20 protein-coding genes are annotated in these 23,161 nt (G+C 40.1%); 11 read left to right on the top strand and 9 right to left on the bottom strand.

Going from position 1 to position 23,161, the window contains the following annotated elements:
• Nucleotides 1-166 precede the first annotated feature (166 nt).
• On the top strand, nt 167-694 hold the full coding sequence (locus tag QMA00_RS09400; RefSeq protein ID WP_290156931.1) for a VC2046/SO_2500 family protein: 528 nt from the start codon (nt 167-169) through the stop codon (nt 692-694).
• A 212-nt stretch (nt 695-906) separates the two neighbouring features.
• Nucleotides 907-1,209: a DUF6172 family protein gene (locus tag QMA00_RS09395; protein ID WP_290156930.1), complete on the top strand. Its 303-nt coding sequence runs from the start codon at nt 907-909 to the stop codon at nt 1,207-1,209.
• A gap of 67 nt (nt 1,210-1,276) precedes the next feature.
• Here QMA00_RS09395 and QMA00_RS09390 read toward each other — a convergent pair whose 3' ends face one another.
• The 3 genes from QMA00_RS09390 to QMA00_RS09380 form a co-directional block, all read right to left on the bottom strand.
• The gene (locus tag QMA00_RS09390; RefSeq protein ID WP_214552620.1) at nt 1,277-1,753 is read right to left on the bottom strand and encodes a YchJ family protein; all 477 of its coding nucleotides are present in this window, start codon (nt 1,751-1,753) and stop codon (nt 1,277-1,279) included.
• A gap of 39 nt (nt 1,754-1,792) precedes the next feature.
• A complete protein-coding gene (locus QMA00_RS09385) occupies nt 1,793-2,227 on the bottom strand; it encodes a SulA-like leucine-rich domain-containing protein (protein ID WP_036982260.1) in 435 nt (144 codons plus the stop codon).
• Nucleotides 2,228-2,550: 323 nt separating this feature from the next.
• Entirely contained in the window at nt 2,551-3,012 is a 462-nt protein-coding gene (locus QMA00_RS09380) for a sel1 repeat family protein (RefSeq protein WP_138627514.1), read from the bottom strand.
• 118 nt (nt 3,013-3,130) lie between these two features.
• On the opposite strand from QMA00_RS09380, the gene QMA00_RS09375 reads away from it, so the two are divergent.
• Nucleotides 3,131-4,423: an NCS2 family permease gene (locus QMA00_RS09375; protein WP_008113045.1), complete on the top strand. Its 1,293-nt coding sequence runs from the start codon at nt 3,131-3,133 to the stop codon at nt 4,421-4,423.
• 114 nt (nt 4,424-4,537) lie between these two features.
• Here QMA00_RS09375 and QMA00_RS09370 read toward each other — a convergent pair whose 3' ends face one another.
• A complete protein-coding gene (locus QMA00_RS09370; RefSeq protein WP_290156927.1) occupies nt 4,538-5,293 on the bottom strand; it encodes a hypothetical protein in 756 nt (251 codons plus the stop codon).
• A 295-nt stretch (nt 5,294-5,588) separates the two neighbouring features.
• Here QMA00_RS09370 and cysB point away from each other — a divergent pair, with 295 nt between their 5' ends.
• Nucleotides 5,589-6,566, top strand: coding sequence for an HTH-type transcriptional regulator CysB (cysB, locus tag QMA00_RS09365; RefSeq protein WP_008112782.1), 978 nt, complete (start codon nt 5,589-5,591; stop codon nt 6,564-6,566).
• A gap of 265 nt (nt 6,567-6,831) precedes the next feature.
• Here cysB and QMA00_RS09360 read toward each other — a convergent pair whose 3' ends face one another.
• The 3 genes from QMA00_RS09360 to pabB all read right to left on the bottom strand — a co-directional run bounded on the left by QMA00_RS09360 (nt 6,832) and on the right by pabB (nt 10,236).
• Nucleotides 6,832-8,208, bottom strand: a complete 1,377-nt coding sequence (locus QMA00_RS09360; protein ID WP_008112780.1) for an L-serine ammonia-lyase — start codon at nt 8,206-8,208, stop codon at nt 6,832-6,834.
• A gap of 101 nt (nt 8,209-8,309) precedes the next feature.
• On the bottom strand, nt 8,310-8,885 hold the full coding sequence (locus QMA00_RS09355; protein ID WP_262976472.1) for a CoA pyrophosphatase: 576 nt from the start codon (nt 8,883-8,885) through the stop codon (nt 8,310-8,312).
• The gene (gene pabB, locus QMA00_RS09350; protein WP_262976471.1) at nt 8,878-10,236 is read right to left on the bottom strand and encodes an aminodeoxychorismate synthase component I; all 1,359 of its coding nucleotides are present in this window, start codon (nt 10,234-10,236) and stop codon (nt 8,878-8,880) included. The genes QMA00_RS09355 and pabB overlap by 8 nt, the downstream gene beginning before the upstream one ends.
• Before the next feature lie 166 nt (nt 10,237-10,402).
• Between pabB and QMA00_RS09345 the strand changes: the two genes are divergently transcribed.
• The 6 genes from QMA00_RS09345 to QMA00_RS09320 all read left to right on the top strand — a co-directional run bounded on the left by QMA00_RS09345 (nt 10,403) and on the right by QMA00_RS09320 (nt 21,402).
• The gene (locus QMA00_RS09345; RefSeq protein ID WP_008112774.1) at nt 10,403-11,929 is read left to right on the top strand and encodes a fumarate hydratase; all 1,527 of its coding nucleotides are present in this window, start codon (nt 10,403-10,405) and stop codon (nt 11,927-11,929) included.
• Nucleotides 11,930-12,362: 433 nt separating this feature from the next.
• Nucleotides 12,363-13,403, top strand: coding sequence for a Glu/Leu/Phe/Val dehydrogenase (locus tag QMA00_RS09340; RefSeq protein WP_008112772.1), 1,041 nt, complete (start codon nt 12,363-12,365; stop codon nt 13,401-13,403).
• Nucleotides 13,404-13,554: 151 nt separating this feature from the next.
• Nucleotides 13,555-14,217, top strand: coding sequence for a CatA-like O-acetyltransferase (locus QMA00_RS09335; RefSeq protein ID WP_248532085.1), 663 nt, complete (start codon nt 13,555-13,557; stop codon nt 14,215-14,217).
• A 110-nt stretch (nt 14,218-14,327) separates the two neighbouring features.
• Nucleotides 14,328-17,210, top strand: a complete 2,883-nt coding sequence (locus QMA00_RS09330) for a ligand-binding sensor domain-containing diguanylate cyclase (protein ID WP_069439636.1) — start codon at nt 14,328-14,330, stop codon at nt 17,208-17,210.
• Between the two features lie 94 nt (nt 17,211-17,304).
• Entirely contained in the window at nt 17,305-18,129 is an 825-nt protein-coding gene (locus tag QMA00_RS09325; protein WP_008114265.1) for a M90 family metallopeptidase, read from the top strand.
• A gap of 99 nt (nt 18,130-18,228) precedes the next feature.
• Complete coding sequence (locus QMA00_RS09320) at nt 18,229-21,402, top strand: amidohydrolase family protein (RefSeq protein WP_262976470.1); 3,174 nt, start codon at nt 18,229-18,231, stop codon at nt 21,400-21,402.
• Nucleotides 21,403-21,465: 63 nt separating this feature from the next.
• Here QMA00_RS09320 and QMA00_RS09315 read toward each other — a convergent pair whose 3' ends face one another.
• Nucleotides 21,466-22,041 carry a TetR/AcrR family transcriptional regulator gene (locus QMA00_RS09315; RefSeq protein ID WP_076922526.1) on the bottom strand — a complete coding sequence of 192 codons (576 nt, stop codon included), beginning with the start codon at nt 22,039-22,041 and terminating at the stop codon, nt 21,466-21,468.
• Between the two features lie 101 nt (nt 22,042-22,142).
• Between QMA00_RS09315 and QMA00_RS09310 the strand changes: the two genes are divergently transcribed.
• Nucleotides 22,143-22,619 (top strand): HPP family protein, encoded by a 477-nt coding sequence (locus QMA00_RS09310; RefSeq protein WP_076922527.1) that lies wholly within the window; start codon nt 22,143-22,145, stop codon nt 22,617-22,619.
• A 32-nt stretch (nt 22,620-22,651) separates the two neighbouring features.
• On the opposite strand, the gene QMA00_RS09305 is transcribed toward QMA00_RS09310, so the two are convergent.
• Complete coding sequence (locus QMA00_RS09305) at nt 22,652-23,014, bottom strand: hypothetical protein (RefSeq protein WP_008114254.1); 363 nt, start codon at nt 23,012-23,014, stop codon at nt 22,652-22,654.
• Nucleotides 23,015-23,161 lie beyond the last annotated feature (147 nt).

Raw genomic sequence — 23,161 nt, 5'->3', positions numbered from 1 at the left:
GGCTGAGCCGTCAGATTTACAGTCTGATCCCTTTGGCCGCTCGGGAACCCCTCCAATGCAACGCGGCAGATAATAGCAAACTTCTTATTTAAGTAAAGAAAAAAGCTAAAGAAAATTCAAATTTAGCCGATAAATACTTATTAATTAGTTAAATAGGCTAAAGTCTATGCAGATTGGTGATTTGTTAATCACGGAGAGCCAGTTAAAAACGAGGCTTAACGAAAGTGTGCACGAAAACCGCCGAGGCGAGTTTGCACTTTTATTAGCAATGCTCTCTCACGATGCACTCGATTTTAGTGAATTCCACCTACCCAAAAGTGACACTAAGCATTATCAAGCTGATGAAGATGCTTTGCGTAAACAATTTGGCGCAGGTCCAAAGCAGCCATTAGCGCCAGATACCTTTAATATGTTAATTGGTAAAAATAACACAGAGCTTTTAGCAAAAATGGGAAGCGCTGTAGGGATGAGTGATATAAAGTTAACTCAGTGCTTAAAGCCTGAGCCATTTAATATTCGTGATGATAAAAACCACATTCCACTGACTGTCATTGATAACTGTGAACTAGCAGTCCGTCGACGAATTCAAAATACCAACACCGAGCTATCAAACCCTCAAATGGATGCGGTGGCATTTTATGAAGATTTACAAAATGAAGCTATCCACCAGCCATTACATTTGTTTAGTGCCTAATTATATGTGTTCAATTGCTGCTTTATACATGCCATTTGATTGTAATAAACTGTGTTTATAGTAGAAAGTAACTATTGATTTTATAGATGCTTTATTTTAATAACTGATTTAATATAAAAAAAGCATCCAAAATTTAAATGCAATTGCTATAATGGCGCAAATGGTATGACATTAAATGCCATTATCATTAAACCAAGGTAATTAGGAACGTAATGAAGAAAACATTCACGCTGAATCATGAGAAAATCAAATACCCTCGTATGGTTGATGCTGCAAAGCATGAAGTGAAAAAATATTTGAAAAGAGAACGTAATAAAACTTTACCTGTTGATGCCGACTACTGGGCATTTGATTGTAAGTTTGGTAACACGGTTGAAGAAGCCAAAGTGGTTCACGTTGCTGAAATTAACAATCACATCAGTGAAATTGAAAAGCAAGGTTTAACTTCTTTTTACTTAGAGATTTTAGCAAGACCTGCACAGCGTCAAGATTTCGATGAAGATGATGGCGAGTAAAACGCTAATTTGCGTTTAGTGTAGTTTTTGAAAATGGGCCTTGTGGCCCATTTTTTGTAGCTGTTATTTATACACTATGACACTTTTTATACTTTTTATTACTGCCGCAAGGGCACGTATCATTGCGTTTTACTTTAATATCGGCAACCGGTGTAATCTCACCATCAAGGTATCGCCATTGTCCATCTTCTTTAATAAACCTTGAATTTTCTGCCAACTCGCAATATAAATCTTGATAAAAGTAGTGAGCTTTAAATGTAACAAACCCTGTTTCATCATTATAACCAGAGTCTAATATGGTTAAGTTTATAAAACGGCAATTATTTGCAAAATCTTTAATTTCTGAAATTGAGTTTTCAGCTTGTTTTTCTTTTGCATAACTTTCACGAACAAAAACCGCGTTTTTAACAGCATAAGCACTGTAGCGTGCACGCATAAGTTGCTCTGGTGTGTGTGGCTGTTTGGTTTTTAAATGAAAAGGCTCGCAGCAATCAGCATAAGGTTGCTGACTGCCACAAAAACATAATAGGGCGTTAGAAGTCATGATAAATGTACTGTGTATTAAAACGCTAGTTTATCAAGCTTATTGCGTAAGTGAAATCTCAGAATGAGCGCTTTTTTTGCTAAAGCAATACAACTTAGTGCGCGTATGGCTCAAGTTTAATGATAACTGCGACAGTTGTTGGTTATTTATTATGTCAGTCCAGGTGATCACCGCCGCAAAATTTCCATTGTGAAGTGCAGAATTTAAAACATACTCTAAATTAACTAAATGTTTTTGACGAATAACCAGTAATTTACTGGTATCAATTGAGCATGAATCAAGTAGCGCTTTGCTCGGTACGTTATCTGGTGCTATTAACAGTGTCCATGCGTTTAGGCTGTTGTATTGGTGTAATACTTTTAATAACTCAAACGTTGCTGAAATTTCATCTTCAATTTGTACAACGTTAACACAATCTGATTGGTCATCTTGTTGATAGCTTTTAACTGTTCTTACGGTAATTGGCTGTAACATAATCTTCTCACTCACTGGGTTTTTATACAGTACATTCATACAGTAGTTTATACAGTTGTTTGGTGCAAGTGTTTTTTTGCTATTTTTTTGTACAGTTATTTATCTTAAAACGCGATAGTTACTATAAATATATAAATAATCTATATATAACAATGGTTTAATTTTTATTGAAAGTTAATGCCCACAGAATTAATTTTAAGGCTGGGAACAAATAAATACAGATGAACAGGGGGTATACAGTAGTTTAAATTAATTAAGCGTGCTTGTTTTGGCTATAAATGCTTAATTAATTTACAGATGGAATGAGTTGCTGGGCAGTGAAATTATTTTTCGCTACTAGGAGGGATCAAATGTGAGAATTGTAACTGGTGAATTTGTTCATACAGGCTGGCTGCGTAGCATTGAGCATCTTTAAGTCGTTTGGTACTAATATGTTTTCGTATATCGCTCATTGCTTCTATGGCAGGTTCATAGCCTTGACTACCGGCTAAGCTAAGCCACGCAGCACCATGAAATACACTTTGCGGCACACCTTGTCCTTTTATAAAAAACAGCCCTAAATAAAACTGCGCGCGATAATTTCCTGCCATTGCTGCCAAACGCATCCATTTTGCGGCTAATGCGCTTTGTTCATTTTTAAGGTAATAAAGGGCTTTATTTAATGTGTCTTGATCGGTGTTTTTAGAGCTCGCAGGGAGATTTGCATCGCTTGGTTGCGTTACAAAAGAAAGAATGTTGTCTAATTGTTGCTCTAAGTCTTGGCCACTTGGTGTCGTTTTGATCATGCTACTTCGTTTGTTATTTTAATCACTTAGCTAGTTTAGTATATAGCAAGGTAAAATGTCCTCTAAAAAGTTATTTTTATGCTAAAATCTCGCCACTTTTTACAACCACAAGTTTATTATGCTCGAAGCCTTATTCAAAATCCGTGCAAATGATTCTTCGGTTCGCCGTGAATGTATTGCCGGTATGACTACATTTATTACGATGGTTTATATCGTATTCGTTAACCCAGCTATGCTTGCTGAAGCGGGTATGGACCAAGGTGCTGCCTTTGTTGCCACCTGTATTGCAGCTGCAATAGGGTGTTTTATTATGGGTTTGTGGGCCAATTACCCACTGGCATTGGCACCGGGTATGGGATTAAATGCATTTTTTACCTATGGTGTTGTATTAGGTATGGGTTATAGCTGGCAAGCTGCGTTGGGTGCGGTATTTATGTCAGGGTGTATATTTTTAATTCTAAGCTTATTTAAGGTGCGAGAGTGGATTATTAATGCAATCCCTCTGGTGCTCAAGCAAGCAATAGCAACGGGTATTGGCGCATTTTTAGCTCTCATCGCACTTAAAAGTGCCGGTATTATTGTATCAAGTCCTGCAACACTGGTGCAGTTGGGTGATATTACCTCGCCTGGTCCTTTATTGGCTATTTTCAGCTTTTTTGTTATTGCTGCACTGCTTTATCGCGATTTTAAAAGTGGCGTGCTGATCAGTATTTTACTAGTCACCGCGATTGCTGTGTCTATGGGGTTAGTGGAGTATCATGGTGTTATTGCAATGCCACCTTCTATCATGCCGACCTTTATGCAGCTGGACTTTAGTGCCGCGTTTGAACTGTCGATGTTGAGTGTTATTTTTGCGTTTTTATTCGTTGATTTGTTTGATACCTCAGGCACGTTAGTTGCGGTAACTCAGAAAGCTGGTTTAGCAGATAAAAACGGTAATATGCCGCGTTTAGGTCGTGCATTAAGCGCTGACAGCACAGCTACCATTGCAGGTGCAATGCTCGGTACTTCAACAACCACGTCATACATTGAGTCTGTTGCAGGTGTATCTGTTGGTGGTCGAACTGGTTTGACCGCTGTGGTTGTGGGTTGCTGCTTTTTACTGATGATGTTTTTTGCGCCTTTAGCTCAAATGGTGCCTGCATACGCAACCGCGGGAGCTATTTTATATGTATCTGTATTGATGCTACAAAACTTAAAGTTTGTAAATTGGGACGACATGACTGATGCAATTCCGGTGAGTGTTGTATTATTAATGACACCGCTGACGTTCTCAATTGCACACGGTATTGCACTTGGTTTTATTTCTTATACGGCGGTAAAAGTGCTGTGTGGCAAAAAAGATCAGGTAAGCATTAGTGTTTGGATTTTAACTGCCTTGTTTATTGTTAAGTTCGCATTTTTATCTTAATGCAGGCAGCTTGTTAGAATATGTATATGTCCTAGTATGTAAACACAAAGTGGGGCAAAATCCTATTCAAAAAAAGCCCATGCAACTGCATGGGCTTTTTTATTTAGAAAGGAGTTACCATTTCTTTTTAGGTGCAAATAATACGTCTAAATCATCTTGCTCTTGTTCGTTCTTTTTCTTCAATGATGTAGCATTTGATGCCTTGAGTTCATTACTTATCGTTTCAAGGTAGCCTTCAACTTCAGCTCGTTTTGCCGTAATGTAATCGTCATTAAATGAAACACTGTTAAGTGTGGCAGCTGCTTTTTCAAAGTACTGCCTAGCAGAGCCTATCATTCCAGCTGTTTGCGCTGATAACCCTCGTTTTATTTGGCTTTCAATGTTGATTCTTAAGTGTAGCTTTTCAAGGCTTTTGTCTTCTGCAATAAATACCTGGCTGTCTACTTTGCCTTTATTATGCTCAGAACGAATAATAGTGCGTAACTTTTTAATGCCTTGTATCAGCGATATCAGTTGTTTGTCGTTACCTGGTAATACAAAGCCATCTGAACCGTCTTGAATTGGGTTTTGTAGTCGCTCTTTTGCTTCTTTTAAGCGGTTTTTTAGTCCACTACCTCCGCTTGAAATAGACACCATTTGACTGAGCGCATCATGAATTCGTCGTTGTAATATTCGCTGAGTTGCCTCTGAAAGTGGAATGTTGGCGCTATTCATTAATGCTTCTTCGGTTTCTTCAATGATTGCTTTTTGTTTTGTTAACTCTTTGCGTCGTTCAGCTTCTTGTTTTTCTTTGTGTTGCTGAACAGCACTAACCGATAGTGCAATGACTATAAGTGCAACAATTAATACAATTATAATGGAAACTATCATGTTATAATTCTCAAATTCTTAACCTTATTATCTAATCTTACATTAAATATATAAAAGGTGGGAAACTTTGCTCAGATTAACTGAAAAAAGCGTCACCATAAAGCGTTTAAATCTTAATATGTTATGTTTCGATTGCTGATAATCATTGCTACCTCAAGTTTATTTATTGTGTTAACCTGAAATTTCAACAAATTAATTGTTATATTATGTAACATTAATCAGCCTTTTATATAGCTACCTATAGTTAGGGTGCGCTTTTATCTGTCAATGTGAATTATAACGAAACTACATAGCCATGAAATTACAACAACTTAGATATATCGTAGAAGTTCAAAATCATAAATTAAATGTTTCAGCTACGGCTGAGAGTTTATTTACCTCCCAGCCTGGTATTTCTAAGCAAGTACGTATGTTAGAAGATGAGCTCGGTGTACAAATTTTTGGCCGCAGTGGTAAGCATTTAACTCATGTTACAGGCGCTGGCGAGGAAATCATTAACATATCACGCGAAATACTCTCAAAAGTTGAGGGTATTAAAGCGGTTGCGAATGAACATACTTTACCGGATCAAGGCAAACTTAATATTGCTACCACGCATACACAAGCACGGTATGCGTTACCGAGTGTAATTAAAGGCTTTACTCAAAAATACCCTGCGGTATCACTGCATATGCATCAAGGTACACCACAGCAAATTTCTGATGCAGCCGCTCGCGGTGATGCTGACTTTGCCATTGCCACAGAAGCGCTTCATTTATATTCAGATTTAGTAATGCTGCCTTGCTACCATTGGAATCGTAGTATTGTGGTTGCTAAAGATCATCCCCTTGCGAAAAAAGTGGATAATTTAACAGTGGCTGATATAGCCCAATACCCACTCATTACTTACGTATTTGGCTTTACAGGTCGTTCGGAGCTCGACAAAGCATTTAATGCTTACGGATTAGAGCCACATATTGTATTTACTGCCACCGATGCCGATGTCATTAAAACGTATGTGCGTTTAGGGCTAGGTGTGGGTGTGGTTGCATCTATGGCAATTGATCAGGTAAACGACAGCGACTTAGTGTGCATTGATGCTAGCCATTTATTTGAGGCGAGCACGACTAAAATTGGTTTTAGAAAGGGCAGCTTTTTACGCACCTACATGTATGACTTTATCGAACGTTTTGCACCGCATTTAACTAAAGAGCGAGTAGAGCGTGCGAGTTTACTGCGAAATCAAGAAGATGTTGATAAGTTATTTACTGATATTGAATTGCCGGTTAAGTAACCGCCATAAACAGCAATGAGAAGCCGCTTAGTTTTGCAACTAAGCGGCTTTTTTTGTGCTATGTAATTAACCTGAACTGTGGATAATAAATCCATCTTAAGCAGCTATTTTCAGCGTTAACTGCGTTGAATTTACTTGCAATAGGCTAGCTATTGACGCGTAATTTCGCCTTGTTTTCACTAAAAATCTCTAGCTTGAGAAAATAAACATAAATATCATTTTGATTCAATATGTTAGTAAATCTCTTAACCAGAGTTCAGGTTAATTAGCACTCGATAATATTAACGGCCAGTCCACCGCGAGCGGTTTCTTTGTATTTTGTTTTCATATCGTTACCCGTATCGAGCATGGTTTTTATTACTTTATCCAGCGATACTTTTTGCTCACCACTACCGCGTATAGCAAGGCGCGACGCATTAATTGCTTTAATAGCGCCCATTGCATTACGTTCAATACAGGGGACTTGCACTAAGCCGCCAACAGGGTCACAGGTTAACCCTAAGTTATGTTCCATACCAATTTCAGCGGCATTTTCTACGTGTACAACGTTACCACCAACAATTTCAGTAAGTGCGCCTGCGGCCATTGAACAAGCAACACCGACTTCGCCTTGGCAACCCACTTCAGCACCAGAAATAGAGGCATTCTTTTTATATAAAATGCCTATTGCAGCGGCAGTTAATAAGTAGCGGGTAGCAATATCACGGTCTACTTCTTTAATAAAAGTATGATAATACATTAATACTGCAGGTAAAATTCCGGCTGCGCCATTTGTGGGGGCAGTTACTACACGTCCTCCGGCTGCATTTTCTTCGTTTACAGCTAATGCGAATAAATCAACCCAGTCCATGGCGCGCAGTGGATCGTTACTGACTTCTACATTAAGCTTTAAATATAAGCTTGGCGCACGGCGTTTTACTTTTAATCCGCCAGGTAAAATACCTTCGGTGCGCATACCTCGCTCAATACAGGCTTTCATTACTTGCCAAATATTAAATAGCTCATCTTTAATGGCTTCTTCACTGCGTAACGTTTTTTCGTTTTTCATCATTAACGTTGATACGCTGTAACCCGACTCTTTACACATTTCGAGTAATTCTTTAGCCGAGCCAAACGGGAACGGGGCTGGGTTTTCTTCACGGATATCTAAAGCGGCTTGTTTTTCTTTTTCAAACTCTTCATCCGTAACAATAAATCCGCCACCAATAGAGTAGTAAACTTTGCTATATACTTTTTCGCCATTGTTATAGGCAATAATTTCCATTGCGTTGGAATGTTTAGGGAGTGTCTTTCTGCGATGAAAAACAATCGCGCCCTGCTTAGGGAATTTAGCTTTGTGAGTTTGGTTTAGGTAAATAACCTGTTCTTTTTCAATTTTAGCGAGTATGTCATCCACTAAATCGGCATCAATGGTTTCAGGATCATAACCGGCTAAGCCAAGTATTACTGCTTTTCCCGAACCGTGGCCAACACCTGTTTGGCCCAGTGAGCCGTAAAGCTCTACTTTTACATCGGTCACATTTGCTAATAGTTGTTGCTCGTTTAGGTCATTAACAAATAAGCGTGATGCACGCATTGGGCCAACGGTATGTGACGATGAAGGGCCAATACCAATGCTAAACATATCAAATGCACTGATCATAATGTGTGTCTCTACTTAGTTTTCTCAGCATTAAGCTGTTCTTTGAACGGTCGACTATAATAACGTGGAAACGCAGGTGTGTAACCCTTATTAGTAAAGATTTAAACTGGTATGGCGAGTTGTTTTGTAAAGTTTTTAATAATGCTGGCTGTGGCTCCCCACAAAAGCCCATGTGGGGTGATAAAGCCATTTAAGGTAATGATTTTTCCACCTCGTTCAAATGGCAAAGGTTGCCAGTTAGCCGCGTTATTCAGCGCTTTTATAGAGAGTAAAAAGCTAGCTTGCACTTCGTTGTGGTCGTTTTCCCACACTGTTTCTTTTTTAATTAAGCCTACAAAGGGGCGTATAGTAAATCCGGTCAGGGTTGAATATTCAGGTAACTGACCTAACACATGGATATTTTGCGGGGCAATGTTTAGCTCCTCGTGTAATTCACGCAGTGCCGTGGTCCGCAGGTTAACATCATTAATTTCAAATTTACCACCTGGTAAACAAATCTCCCCAGGGTGGTGATGTAAATAGGTTGGCCGCTTACACAATAAAACATGTGCTTCATTATCAATATCAATCAAAGGTAGCATCACTGCACTGGCGCGCTTTTTTTTATTATCTTTGAGCTGATCCACAGCTAAACTGCGGTTTAATTGAAAACGAGCCGAAATGGTTTCACTATTCAAAGCGACCCTCATTTAATATAGGGAGTATTTTATTTACTTTATCGTAAGTTTCTTGATATTCCAATTCGACTTTTGAATCAGCAACAATGCCACCGCCAGCCCAGCAGTGTATTTTTTGTTGATGTGTAACTAAAGTTCTAATAGTAATACTGGTATCCATATTACCGCAGGCGCTAATATAGCCAATAGAACCACAATAAATGCTGCGTCTGTGCGGCTCCAGCTCTTCTATTATTTCCATTGCGCGCACTTTTGGTGCGCCTGTAATTGAACCACCGGGAAATGCAGCTTCAAGTTGATCGACTGCTGTTTTTCCTTCATCAAGGATGGATGTAACTGTACTTACCAAATGGTGTACTGCCGGAAAGCTTTCAATAGCAAATAAAGAAGGTACAACAACAGAGCCCGATTTTGCGACTTTACCTAAATCATTTCGTAGCAGGTCTACTATCATTACATTTTCAGCGCGGTCTTTACTTGAATTTGCCAGTAAGGTTGCTTGTTTTGCATCCTCAAGGGCATCTTCTTTGCGAGGTAAAGTCCCTTTAATGGGTTTTGTTTCTACTTTATTGTCGTGTACTGCAATAAAACGCTCGGGTGAGATTGATAAAATAGCGCCCTGAGGATGATTAATAAAACTAGAAAAAGGCGCTTTATTAGCCTGAGTTAATTTAACATAGGCGCTCCAAGGCGAGCCTTGGTAATGTGCGCTAAAACGCTGCGCTAAGTTAATTTGATAGCAGTCACCACTTTTTAGGTATTCTTCAATCGCGGCAAACTTTTCGCTATAGCTAGTCTGACTCATATTTGACTGCCACGGTGATGTAAGCGAAAAGCTCTCGTGTTTAGGTGGTTGCGCTAAATATTGCTGATATAGCCAAAGGCGGTCTGCATTGGGCTGCGAAACATAAAACCACGTGCGCAGTTGTTTATCGTAAATCAGTGCATCAAGGTAAAGTCCAACCGCCATTTGCGGTAAATTTATGTCGTGTAAAGCGCTGCTTGGTAGTTGCTCTATAGTACGGCCTAAGTCATAGCCAAAATAACCCAGCCAGCCACCATTAAAAGGTAAGTTGTTGGCGGCTTTAGTGCTGTCTAACTTTGCCAGTTCATTATTCATTATTTCAAAGCAGCTTTTTATGTTTGGCTGGTTATTAAAAACGCTTTGATTATTTTCGACTTCAAGGGTGCTCTGGGGGGCAATCGCAATAATGTCAAAACGACTGTTTATGTGATCACTATCACCCGAATCTAATAAAATGGCGTAAGGCAAATGAGCAAAATGCGAAAATACCTCAATACAATTTTGTGATATGGCTAATTCAACACAATTTTTTTTATTGTTTAGCATTTACTACCCCTATAAGAACTGGCTCCAAACGGGCTGGGAGGGTATCATAAGTCAAATTTATTTGGCAGCGTTTAGTGAGCGCTGTAGTTGAAAACAGTTCGAATCACCGTCACGGGTTTGATATCGCTTACGTGCTGCGTGAGTAACAACAACTTAAGGAACCACTATGAGTACAATTCGTCAGCAAGACTTTATTGATAGCATTGAAGATGCCTTGCAATATATCTCGTTTTACCATCCTCTTGATTTTGTTCAAGCACTAGAAAAAGCGTATAACAAAGAACAAAGTAAAGCCGCTAAAGATGCGATTGCGCAAATTTTAATTAACTCGCGTATGTCGGCAGAAGGTAAGCGCCCACTGTGTCAAGATACCGGGATCATTACTTGTTTCGTAAAAGTAGGGATGGATGTTAATTGGGATAAAACCGACTTAACAGTACAACAAATGGTTGATGAGGGAACGCGTCGTGCGTACTTAAATCCAGATAACCCTTTACGTGCATCGATTGTTGCAGATCCTGCGGGAACACGTAAAAACACTAAAGATAATACGCCATCAGTGGTTCACATTGACTTAGTTGCAGGCGATAAAGTCGAAGTGATGGTCGCTGCTAAGGGCGGCGGCTCAGAAAACAAAAGTAAAATGGTGATGTTAAACCCATCTGACGATGTGGCTGAGTGGGTAGAAAAAACGCTACCAACAATGGGGGCGGGTTGGTGTCCACCTGGCATGCTAGGTATAGGTATTGGTGGCACGGCAGAAAAAGCAGCGGTAATGGCCAAAGAGTCATTAATGGATCCGGTTGATATTCATGAACTAATTGAGCGCGGCGCAGAAACAACAGAAGAAAAGCTGCGTTTAGAAATTTTTGAACGTGCGAATAAATTAGGTATTGGTGCGCAAGGCCTTGGCGGTTTAACCACGGTTGTTGATATTAAAATTAAAACAGCGCCTACTCACGCAGCTTCAAAGCCAGTGGTTATGATCCCAAATTGTGCTGCTACGCGCCACGTTCACTTTACCCTTGATGGTTCAGGCCCTGCGAATTTAAAAGCACCTAAATTAGAAGATTGGCCAGAAGTGACTTTCGAAGTGGGTGAGGGTACACGCCGTGTTAATTTAGATACTCTTACTAAAGAAGACACTAAAGAATGGAAAATGGGTGAAACCGTTTTACTCTCAGGTACTATTTTAACGGGTCGAGATGCTGCTCATAAACGTCTTCAGGATATGATCAACTCAGGGGAAGGTTTACCTGAAGGTGTTGATTTTGATAACAAGTTTATTTACTACGTTGGTCCTGTGGATGCAGTAGGCGATGAAGCAGTAGGTCCAGCGGGTCCTACAACGGCAACACGTATGGATAAATTTACCGATATGATGTTAGAAAAAACCGGCATCGTGGGTATGATTGGTAAAGCTGAACGAGGCCCAGCAACGGTTGAGTCTATTAAAAAGCACCAGTCAGTGTATTTGATGGCGGTAGGCGGTGCGGCTTACTTAGTATCTAAAGCAATCAAAAAAGCACGTGTTGTTGCCTTTGAAGATTTAGGTATGGAAGCTATCTACGAATTTGAAGTAGAAGATATGCCAGTAACAGTTGCCGTAGACAGTGAAGGAGCAAATGCACACACCCAAGGCCCTGCTATTTGGAAGGCAAAAATTGAAGAGCTAGACAGCAAAATGAAGTAAATTTTTACTTAAAAAGCAATCATATAAGCGAGCACTGTGTGCTCGCTTTTTTATTTACTTTTATATTTGCAAAGACTTATACACCTCAGACCAGTTTATGCTGCATAGGCAATTAGTGTATAAGTCACTGTATTTTAAGATGTAGTGTACTTTTTTAGGGTGTATGATTAAGTTTACAAATAACTGCAGTGTGACGTTCACGTAAGCGTAAACTTTAATTGCAATGGTGTTTTTAACTTTAATACTTAATCAGATGGTTATTTTTGGATTTTTTATGCTTACTTTTAACGATAAGTCGTTTTATATTTCACTTTGACGCGCTTTATCTGGTTTATTTACTCATGGTATGGCGAACCATTAACTGAAGTGATAAAGTCTCGGCAATTTGTAGCGTGCTTGCCCAAAAGGGCTCATTATTTTCGGAGTATTTAAAGTGGTTGTATTTAATCAAGTTGAATTTGATAACCATGAACAAGTGGTTTTTTGTTCAGACAAAGCGTCTGGTTTGAAAGCCATTATTGCGGTACATAACACAAACTTAGGCCCTGCGGTAGGCGGTTGTAGAATGTGGGATTATGTTAACGATGAAGATGCAGTATATGATGTGCTGCGTTTATCAAAAGGGATGACCTATAAAAATGCCGTAGCACGCTTGCCATTTGGTGGTGGTAAATCGGTTATTATTGGTAATGCCAAAGAAATCAAATCTGAGCAGTTATTTCGCGCATTTGGTCGCCAGTTAGAGCGACTAAATGGTAGCTACTACTCAGCAGAAGATGTAAACATTACCTGTGATGATGTGGCGTTAATGAACAAAGAAACAAATTACGTGCTAGGTCTTGAAGGAAAAAGTGGTAACCCTTCGCCGTTTACAGCCTATGGTACGTTTTTGGGCATGAAAGCAGCGCTTAACCATCAACGCGGTATTCAAGACTTTTCTGGTATTAAAGTTGCGGTGCAAGGTTTAGGTGCAGTAGCTTATGGATTATGTAAACATTTGTTTGAAGCTGGTGCTGAGTTATTTGTTACCGATATTAATCAAGCTGCAGTAGAACGCGTAGTAAATGATTTTGGCGCAACTGCAGTTGGTATTGATGAAATATACGACCTAGATGTGGATGTTTATGCACCCTGTGCATTAGGTGCCACTATTAATGACACAACAATCCCACGCTTAAAAGCAACGATAGTAGCAGGCTGTGCAAACAATCAACTTGCTGAATCACGCCATGGTGAAATTTTACGTGAAAAAGGTATTTTATATGCGCCTGATTATGTAATAAATGCAGGTGGTATTATTAACGTTTATTACGAAACTGCACCAGAGGGTTACAGTAAAGAGGCTTCTAATAAACACGTAGAAAGAATTTACGATACACTGAGTGAAATTTTTACCCGTAGTGAAAAAGAGCAAAAATCAACCCATTTAATTGCCGATGAACTGGCACAAGAAATTATTGAAAACGGACTTTAAGTTTCCACTCGATTTAAAATAGGAGCGAAATACGCTCCTTTTTTATACCTTATGTAAGACTTTAGTATAACTACACCCAAAGCGTCATTTTAGTTAATGCGAATATAGATAAAGCACGGTAAAATTTAGTTTTACACTTTATCTATATTTTATGTCCTCTACTGATTTTTCTATTACCCCTCTTGATTTTGAGCAATGGCCTCGAAAGCAACACTTTGAGTTATTTCAGCAGTTCACTCAGCCTTATTTTAATGTGTGCGTACAACTGAATGCGGAAAAGTTATATATCGCCTGTAAACAAGCTAATATTGCTTTTTTTCATGGTTATATTTATTGCTTATTAAAAGTTTGTCATAAGTATGAGCCGATGATGCTGCGCATTATTAACCAAAAACCTTGTTACTTAAGTGCTACGCGGGCAAGTGTAGTCGAGCTTGCCGATGACGAGTCGTTTCGCTTTAGTTATTTTAAATTATACGAGTCGTTAAATGAATTTGCCCGTGAGGCGAAAGCTATTAGCAATGCCACAAAATTAAACCCACTGTTTTCTGATGCGTTTGCAGCAACTGAAGGGCAAGCAGATTTAATTCATGTTTCTGTATTACCTTGGTTAAACTTTAGCAGCTTTTCACATGCATTTACCCACGGTCAAAGTAATGGTATTCCTAAATTTGTGTTTGGCCAATACAATACTGAGACAGGTAAAATGCCGCTCGCTATTGATGTTCATCATGCGTTGTTGGATGGGCTTCATGTCGCTAAATTTATAAAGCAATTGCAGTATACATTTAATAATTTAAGTAATAATAATTAATTAAAAAGTTGTAAGTTTTATGTTATTATTTACCAGCAGTGCTTTTAACTTAAATTGTCGCTCTAAACTTACCCAAATATAAAAATTAATAATTATAAAGGCAATATCTGATGAATCGCTTAGTGATTTTATGTATTTTATTGGTGATTTTTTCTGTTGACGCACAACAGCAGACTCGTTTGCCGTTACGTGATTATTTTTTTGAAACCTGGAATACACGTACGGGTCTTCCTCACAATAGCATTAATAGCCTTGCACAAACACAAGATGGGTATCTATGGGTGGGTACTTGGGAAGGACTTGCCCGCTTCAATGGCCAAGAGTTTAAGTTATTTACTCGCTCCGAAATTACTGACTTGCCTGACTCAGGCGTACGTGCGCTAACCCCTACATCTGATGGCGGTTTACTTATTGCAGGAGCGCGTGGCGGTATTAGCCTATATCAACATCGCCAATGGGACACGCAACCACCTGCCCAAGCGATGGTTAATCATATATTTAAAAGTAAAAATGATAACTTGTGGCTAGCGCTTGAGAATGATGGTGTGTTTTATCGTTCAGCTAGTAGCACTCAAGACATCCCAATAATACAAAATGTCAGTGCGTATCGAATCATTGAAGACCCCAAGGGGGTTATATGGGCGGCGACCAGTGATGGCCTGTATAAAATAGTCAACTACAAACCCACTTTGATGACGCCACAACAAGGGGTTCCAGATGCTCCCGTATATACCTTATTAATCACCCGTGATGGTCGACTCATTATAGGAAGTGAAAGAGGGGCACGAATCCTTAATGGTGGGCTATTTGAATCGCCTCACCCACAACTCGAGGCGGAACCTATTTCCAGTTTGTTAGAAGATGATCATGGGGATCTGTGGTTTGGCACCATTAATAAAGGTGTTTTTAGGCTTAGCGTCGATGGTTTAGAGCAATTAGATGCTAAAAATGCTTTACCCGCTAACCGTATTCTTTCTTTGTTACAAGACAGAGAAAATAGTATTTGGGTAGGCACCAATGCTGGTGTATTTAGGTTAAGAGAAGCGCCGTTTTCATCGTGGGGCAAAAAGCGAGGCTTATCTAGCGATTATGTGCGTACGGTATTGTCACATTCTGATGGCAGTTTATGGATAGGCGGAAGCACGGGTTTAGATCGGCTGCACAATAATCAGATCAGCCATATTAAAGGCACTAAACAAGGCTCGCCATATTCAATACTAAGCTTACTAGAGCAAAACCAAGGTGATGTCTGGGTAGGCACATACACCTCGGGTGTTTTAAAAGTGGTTAATAACGAACTCGTACCTTATTTAAACCGTGATAATGGCTTAGGTAGTAATGAAGTAAGATCTTTACTTTTTGATTCAAAAAATCGCTTATGGATAGGCTCGGCCATGGGGCTGACACGCGTTAATACCGACGGTAGCTTAAACCAATTTACTAATGAAAAAGAGCTGCCGAGTGGGTTTATTTTAGCCTTGAGTGAAGACAACTCAGCTAATATTTGGGTAGGAACCGGTAATGGGGTCGTGGTTTATGACACTCAAACTGACGTGTTTAATCCTGTTGAGTTTCCTGCTGAATTTGCCGCCCAATATGCGTTTGGCTTTTACATTGATGATAAATACACGTGGATGGCTACCGATCGTGGCTTAGTTCGTTATCAGCATTCAAACGCAAAGATGACTATTTTAGGGCGTGAATTAGGTTTACCCGTTGATAAGCTTTTTCAAATTGTGCCGTTTAAAGACTCACTTTGGCTATCAAGTAACCGTGGCATTATTGAAGTCAATTATAAGCAGGTAAATGAGCTGCTTGATTCAAAATCTAACAATAGAGGTACGCTCGCCTTTCAATTATACGATGAGGCTGATGGCATGCACAGTGCACAAGCAAATGGCGGTTCAACCCCCTCTGCAACCGCTCATTCAGATGGCACAATTTGGTTTGCTACCGCAAAAGGGGTGAGTACAGTAAAACTGGAACGCTTAAAAGAAGCCACTAAAATAGCGTTACCAACGATTGTTGAAAGCTTTTCTGTTGATGGTAAACCAACGTCGTTACCTATAGACGGTGAAACTATTATTTTACCACCAGGGGTGACGCGCTTGTCATTTCAATACGCGGGACTGAGCTTTATTATGCCGCAGCGATTAAACTTTCAAACAAAATTGGAAGGCTTTAATAACGAATGGGTCAACCGTCAAAACATAGCGACTGCTGAATACACTAACTTACCTGCGGGCAAGTATTCTTTTGCTGTACGTGCAGCCTATCCAAATACTGATTGGCAACAAAATCACAAAGTCGTTAACTTTGAAATTCAATCGCACTTTTGGCAAAAAACAAGCTTTAAGTTGTTTATGTTTTTTCTTTTTGTGGTGGTGATATATAGCGCTTATCGCTACCGCTTATATCGTTATAAACAAGTTGAAAAGGAATTAACGAGTCGAGTGGTGAAGCAAACGCAAGCACTGCAAGAGCAAGCCAGTGCCTTTGCGTATCAAGCCACACACGATCAGCTTACTGATTTACCGAATCGCCGCGCATTTGATGGCTGGCTGGCGGATAACTTTTCAGACTTTAAAGCATGTAAAAAATCACTTGCTATCGCTATTATGGATATTGATCACTTTAAACGGATTAACGATGGTTGGTCACACCTCATAGGTGATCAGGTTATATGTGAAATAGCTAACATTCTTAAAGCGCACTGCGAAGGTGAGCAAGAGGTAGCTCGCTGGGGTGGCGAAGAGTTTACTTTTGTGTTTCCCGATACGAGTGCAGTGCAGGCCCAAGAAATGTGCGAGAAGTTACGCAAATGTATTGAAAATAAAAACTTTTCAAATATCGCAGAAGGCCTCAGCGTAACCGTGAGTTTTGGTGTTTCTGACTCTGGTGATGTTGATGATTATGACCGATTATTATCACGGGCCGACCAAGCTTTGTATAAGGCAAAAAACAATGGTCGAAATCGAACTGAAGTGATGTGATTGAAAAACAGCCTCACTGCACCCATTACTATTTTAATAATACGGGCGCAGCATTTTAGCGTTAAAGCTAAATGGTTTGATTTAGGACGACCCAATGATAAATGGGCTATTAATTTTTGTTTTAATTGTATTTATTATAATGTTTTGGCGCTGGCCTGATATTCAAAATGCCGTGTGGCACCGTAAATACAGTGGTTTATTATTAAGCGAGCAACAACATACGTTGTTACTGCGTGCTATGCCCATATACAACAAAATGACCGATGCAGAGCGAGCAAAGTTAGCATCCCATATTGTGTGGTTTTTAAATGAAAAGCGTTTTGTTGGCTGCGATGGGTTGCAACTAACGGAGGCAATGAAACTCATTATTGCCGCCGATGCCTGCTTGCTGGTGCTTAACAAGCCTTGGCCTTTGTATAAAAACGTAAAAGAAATTTTACTTTACCCCAGCGCGTATTACGCGCCCCAATCAAGCCGCGATAACGCAGGCCTTGTCAGTTTTCATAATACAGTAAGGCAAGGTGAATCGTGGCCGGGGGGAACATTGGTGCTTAGCTGGCATGATGTGCTTGAGGGCAACCGCTTACCCAGTGATGGGCATAACTTAGTGTTTCATGAATTTGCACATCAACTTGATCAAGAAACCGGTAAAACCACCGGCACGCCACTACTTGCATCACAGGCAAAATACCAACAATGGGGCAGAGTATTTAGCCGAGCGTTTTCGCAGTTAAAAACCCATGTTGCTTATAGTATGCCGCATGTAATACATAGCTATGGAGCCACCAATGAGGCTGAGTTTTTTGCGGTGATCACCGAAACATTTTTAGAAAAGCCTGCCGATTTACGCCGTGAAGACCCTGAAATTTACCATTTGCTAGTGGATTTTTATCAATTTGATCCTATTGTTTGGCACTGATTTTATGCACTTCATCCTATTACGCTGGTAACTTGCTGGCGTTTTTGTTGCAATCATGTAATAGATCAACACACAGCAACAATAATAAGTGAGATAAGCATGAAAAAAATGCTGCAAACAGCACTCGCGCTATCAGTTTCATTGGCATTAGGCCACGCACACGCAGAGCAAACGGATGAAAAAAAATGGCAAGTTGATTCACCTAAAGGGCAATTTGTTGATGCATCTATTAGTGTAGAGCAAGGCACATGGATGAATGTCGATATAAGTCCTGACGGAGAAACCTTAGTATTTGATTTACTGGGCGATATTTACACCATGCCAATGAGTGGTGGTAAAGCGACTAAAATAACCTCAGACATTGCATGGCAAATGCAGCCGCGCTTTAGCCCAGATGGCAAGCACATTGCTTTTACATCAGATCAAGGCGGTGGTGACAATATTTGGATAATGGATGTTAACGGCGAAAACCAAACCGCCGTCACTGACGAAACATTTAGATTACTCAATAGCCCTGCGTGGAGCCCTGATGGTGATTATTTAGTTGCACGTAAGCATTTTACCGCCAGTCGCTCGCTAGGTGCGGGTGAAGTTTGGCTTTATCACAAAGCCGGCGGTAAAGGGGTGCAACTGACTAAACGTGAAAACGATCAAAAAGACTTAGGTGAACCCATGTTTTCACCGGATGGTCGGTATGTTTATTTTTCTCACGATGCAACCCCAGGTAAAACTTTTCATTATTCAAAAGACTCTGTTGCCGGTATTTATAAAATTAAGCGTTATGACCGTGAAACAGGCGACATAGAAACCATTATAAGTGGCATGGGCGGGGCAATAAGACCGACGCCGTCGCCAGATGGTAAAAAACTAGCGTACATAAAGCGTGATGACTTTCAAACCAGCCTGTACTTATATGATTTAACCAGTGGTGAGCATACTAAGCTATACGACAAGCTAGAGCGCGATATGCAAGAAACGTGGGCGATTCATGGCGTATATCCGACTATTGCGTGGACCCCAGATAACGAAGAGCTGGTATTTTGGGCTGGTGGCACCCTTCATAAATTTAATGTAGATAATAAATCAGTCAGCGATATTGCATTTAAAGTAGACACTACGAAAAAAATTCAAAAAGCAGTGCGTTTTACTCAAAATATCGACACTGATGAGTTTGATGTAAAAATGCTGCGTAATGTGCAAATTAGCCCTGACGGTGAAACCGCACTTTTTGAAGCATTGGGCTATATTTACATGCGCGACTTAGAATCAGGAAAAATAAAGCGCTTAACTAAGCAAACCGATCATTATGAGTTATTCCCGCAGTATTCTCGTGATGGCAAAAACATTGTCTACACCACGTGGGATGATAATGAACAAGGCACCGTGCGTGTCGTCTCTGCACGCAGTGGTCGGGGCGACACTATTACACAAGAGCCGGGAAAATACGTAGAGCCAACATTTAGTCCAGACGGCAAAACCGTGGTGTATCGTAAAGCCAGCGGCGGCAACATTTTAAACCCTAAGTGGTCACTGCATCCTGGGGTATACAGTGTTAGTGCTAAAGGCGGAAAAAGTGAGCTCATTTCTAAAAGTGGCTATCAACCTCAGTTTGGCAGTGCCAACGATCGTGTTTATATTATGAGCCCATGGCCTAAGCCGACATTAAGTGTGGTAGAGCTTGAAAGTAAAAAAGTACGTAAACTGTATGAATCAGAGCACGCCACTGAATTTAGAGTCTCTCCTGATGGTGAGTATTTAGCTTTTGCTGAGCGCTTTAAAGTACTTGTTACTCCATTTGTAGAGCGCGGCAAAACGATAAATATTGGGCCCAAAGACAGTCAATTTCCAATTGAGCAGCTATCTGTACGCGCCGGTGAAAACATTAGCTGGAGTGCAAACAGCAATAAACTGTATTGGACACTGGGGCCTGAGCTTTACCATGCCAGTTTAGAGGGGATGTTTGCGATTAATAAAGCGGATGATAAAGACGTTAAAGTAAAAAGCGGGACTAACATCGGCTTTAGTAAAAAAATGGCTGAACCGCAGGGCATGATTGCATTAACTGGCGCTAAAATTATTACCATGGAGGGTGAAAAGGTCATTGAAAATGGCGTTATTGTTACCGATGGCAAACATATCAAAGCCATTGGCACTGCTGCTGATGTGAGCATTCCTAAGGGAGCAAAGGTCATTGATGTAACAGGTAAAACAATTATGCCAGGCATTGTAGATGCCCATGCTCATGGCTCACAAGCCAGTGATGAAATTATCCCGCAGCAAAATTGGAAAAACTTAGCAGGTCTTGCGCTGGGTGTTACTACTATTCACGACCCATCAAACGATACCACTGAAATATTTACCGCGAGTGAAATGCAAAAAGCGGGGATGATCGTTGGTCCGCGTATTTTCTCTACCGGTACTATTTTATACGGTGCGAATATGCCTGGGTATACCTCGCATATTGACTCATTAGATGATGCTAAATTTCATTTAGAGCGTCTTAAAAAAGTGGGTGCGTTTAGTGTTAAATCCTATAACCAACCGCGCAGAGAGCAGCGTCAGCAAGTTATAGAAGCAGGGCGAATGCTTGAAATGATGGTAGTCCCTGAAGGGGGGTCATTATTACAACATAACTTGAGCATGGTAGTCGATGGTCATACAGGTATTGAACATTCAATTCCTGTTGAACATATTTATGACGATATTAAGCAGCTATGGTCACAAAGTGATGTAGGTTACACACCTACATTGGTGGTTGCCTATGGCGGTATTTGGGGTGAAAACTACTGGTATGATAAAACGGACGTATGGAATCATCCACGTTTAAGTAAATTTGTGCCTAAAAACCAATTATTACCGCGCTCAATGCGCCGAGTTAAAGCACCCGATCATCACTATAATCACTTTAACAATGCTCGCGTAGCGGCTGAGTTACAAGATTTAGGTGTACTTGTTAATTTGGGTGCGCATGGCCAACGTGAGGGGTTAGGTGCGCATTGGGAAATGTGGATGTTTGCCCAAGGCGGCATGACGTCACTGGAAGCAATTAGAGCATCTACACTCGATCCGGCAAAATATTTAGGCCTAGATAAAAATGTGGGTTCATTAGAGGTCGGTAAACTGGCAGATTTAATGGTTATTGATGGCGACCCACTGAAAAACATTCGTGATTCAGACAAAATTGATTACACCATGATCAACGGCCGTTTGTTCGACGCAGCTACCATGAACGAAGTAGGCAAAAAACAGCGTGAACCATTATTTTTTGAATAATGCAGCTATTTTTTAGTTAATAAGCGGCTATTTAGCCGCTTTTTTAATACTGTATTTACCTATTTAACCAACCGCTACTATCGCTTTTAAAATATTATCACTAGGTGGAGTCACTGTTACATCATGCATCACCCTTGCTCTACATATATAACCTTCCTTTAGAATAAGTAAGTGTTGCGTGGCTTCAATTGCTTTTTCTCTATTGTGAGCAAATTCAGGCGTTTCTAAAAGAGCTGATAGTATGATCTCAAAGTTCGCTTGCTTGTGCTGTTTGCAAAGTTTGGCAATAGGGTCGTTCTCTACAGGGTACTCAGCTGCAGTATTAATAAAAAAACAGCCATTAAAACACCCTAACTCTGAAACCTCATTATTAATCCACTTTTTCAGTCCGGCAAAAATTGCCTGTGCGACTAACATAGCACTTGGTTGTATACATATTTTTTTAAGCCAAGCGTTAAAGCAGATGTCACGTGCGACTAAACAAGCACAAATAAGCGCGTCTTTGCTTTCAAAGTGCTTATATAAGGTTTTTTTTGCAATGCCCGATACAGCTAAAATTTCATTAATACCAACAGCGTGTATACCCTTTTTATAAAAAAGACTCAGTGCCGTACTGATTATTTGTTGTTTTTTATCCATGATATTCCAAATTTGAGCAGTAAAAACACAGCTTGACATAGGTAGACCGACTTGTCTATATTGCAGGTGTAGACAGATCGGTCTACTTTTGAGGAGGTAATATGCATAGTGAGCAAATAAAGTCGGCATTAATCGCAGGTTTTTTTTCTACTTTTGTTTTGGGTTTTTTGGCGTGGCTAAATTATTTGGGTGATTACGGTATTTGGTTAATGGCGCTATTCGGCGCAGCAGCTGTACTTGTTTTTGGCGTATCGCAGAGCCCGTTAGCTATGCCAAAAAACGTAATAGGGGGGCATATGCTGACCGCAATGATTGGGGTTGTTTTTAGCTACTATAGTGCTGATAGTGCGATTATGATTGGGCTGGCTGTGGGTATTGCTATAACATTAATGATAATCACAAAAACTATTCACCCTGCTGCCGGCGCAAACCCTATCTTAATTATTGAGTCTGGCCAAAGTTGGGATTTTTTAATAATGCCAGTACTGGCAGGAACTGTATTTATAGTTTTGTCTGGCTTTGTTGCGAGGTGGTTTATTCAATACTTGATGGATAATAAATATAAAAAAACCGCTTAACGCGGTTTCTTTTATACAAAGCACTCAGCTGATCAAACAACACCGCGAGGTAGGCGGCAATCGTGATCTTTGCGAGCAAGCTCAACTATCCAAAGCTCTTCTGCTGTGTAGCCTTCTTCGTTTTGTGTGATCACGGTGAAAGGCGCTTTTTTCTGTGCTTTTACAGGAGCAGCTTTTTTAGTTTTTTTAGCAGGTGCTTTTACTGCAGCTTTTTTTGTAGACTTACCAGAGCTTAATTCTTTAGTCAGCTCTGCTACATCAGCTAGGCGCATGTTCTTGCCGCCATCAATGCTATACCAGCCAGGTTTAGTTGTTATTTCAGGTTTTTTACCGTTGGCAGCTTCATATGCAGCTTCAAAGGCAGATAACACTTCTGTTTTGTCTAGTTTGCTCATCAGAGACCCTATACGTTGTTTACACAGATAAAGAAGAGATATTTATACCTATTTTAGAACTGTTTTTCAATTTTTTGCGATTTTCCTTTCATTTTTAGCGCATAACCGCCAAAATTTGTACAAAATTCAGTGCAAAGTAAGGTAAGT

Source organism: Pseudoalteromonas sp. APC 3694 (assembly GCF_030407565.1).
Lineage (GTDB): Bacteria > Pseudomonadota > Gammaproteobacteria > Enterobacterales > Alteromonadaceae > Pseudoalteromonas > Pseudoalteromonas tetraodonis.
The sequence above is the reverse complement of the archived record's forward strand: the minus strand, read 5'-3'. Positions and strand labels throughout refer to the sequence as shown.

Bases quoted from the DNA above. Each gene is read 5' to 3' on its own strand.
- QMA00_RS09400 (WP_290156931.1), top strand. From the start codon at position 167: ATGCAGATTGGTGATTTGTTAATCACGGAGAGCCAGTTAAAAACGAGG.
- QMA00_RS09395 (WP_290156930.1), top strand. From the start codon at position 907: ATGAAGAAAACATTCACGCTGAATCATGAGAAAATCAAATACCCTCGT.
- QMA00_RS09390 (WP_214552620.1), bottom strand. From the start codon at position 1,753: ATGACTTCTAACGCCCTATTATGTTTTTGTGGCAGTCAGCAACCTTAT.
- QMA00_RS09385 (WP_036982260.1), bottom strand. From the start codon at position 2,227: ATGTTACAGCCAATTACCGTAAGAACAGTTAAAAGCTATCAACAAGAT.
- QMA00_RS09380 (WP_138627514.1), bottom strand. From the start codon at position 3,012: ATGATCAAAACGACACCAAGTGGCCAAGACTTAGAGCAACAATTAGAC.
- QMA00_RS09375 (WP_008113045.1), top strand. From the start codon at position 3,131: ATGCTCGAAGCCTTATTCAAAATCCGTGCAAATGATTCTTCGGTTCGC.
- QMA00_RS09370 (WP_290156927.1), bottom strand. From the start codon at position 5,293: ATGATAGTTTCCATTATAATTGTATTAATTGTTGCACTTATAGTCATT.
- cysB (WP_008112782.1), top strand. From the start codon at position 5,589: ATGAAATTACAACAACTTAGATATATCGTAGAAGTTCAAAATCATAAA.
- QMA00_RS09360 (WP_008112780.1), bottom strand. From the start codon at position 8,208: ATGATCAGTGCATTTGATATGTTTAGCATTGGTATTGGCCCTTCATCG.
- pabB (WP_262976471.1), bottom strand. From the start codon at position 10,236: ATGCTAAACAATAAAAAAAATTGTGTTGAATTAGCCATATCACAAAAT.
- QMA00_RS09345 (WP_008112774.1), top strand. From the start codon at position 10,403: ATGAGTACAATTCGTCAGCAAGACTTTATTGATAGCATTGAAGATGCC.
- QMA00_RS09335 (WP_248532085.1), top strand. From the start codon at position 13,555: ATGTCCTCTACTGATTTTTCTATTACCCCTCTTGATTTTGAGCAATGG.
- QMA00_RS09330 (WP_069439636.1), top strand. From the start codon at position 14,328: ATGAATCGCTTAGTGATTTTATGTATTTTATTGGTGATTTTTTCTGTT.
- QMA00_RS09325 (WP_008114265.1), top strand. From the start codon at position 17,305: ATGATAAATGGGCTATTAATTTTTGTTTTAATTGTATTTATTATAATG.
- QMA00_RS09320 (WP_262976470.1), top strand. From the start codon at position 18,229: ATGAAAAAAATGCTGCAAACAGCACTCGCGCTATCAGTTTCATTGGCA.
- QMA00_RS09315 (WP_076922526.1), bottom strand. From the start codon at position 22,041: ATGGATAAAAAACAACAAATAATCAGTACGGCACTGAGTCTTTTTTAT.
- QMA00_RS09310 (WP_076922527.1), top strand. From the start codon at position 22,143: ATGCATAGTGAGCAAATAAAGTCGGCATTAATCGCAGGTTTTTTTTCT.
- QMA00_RS09305 (WP_008114254.1), bottom strand. From the start codon at position 23,014: ATGAGCAAACTAGACAAAACAGAAGTGTTATCTGCCTTTGAAGCTGCA.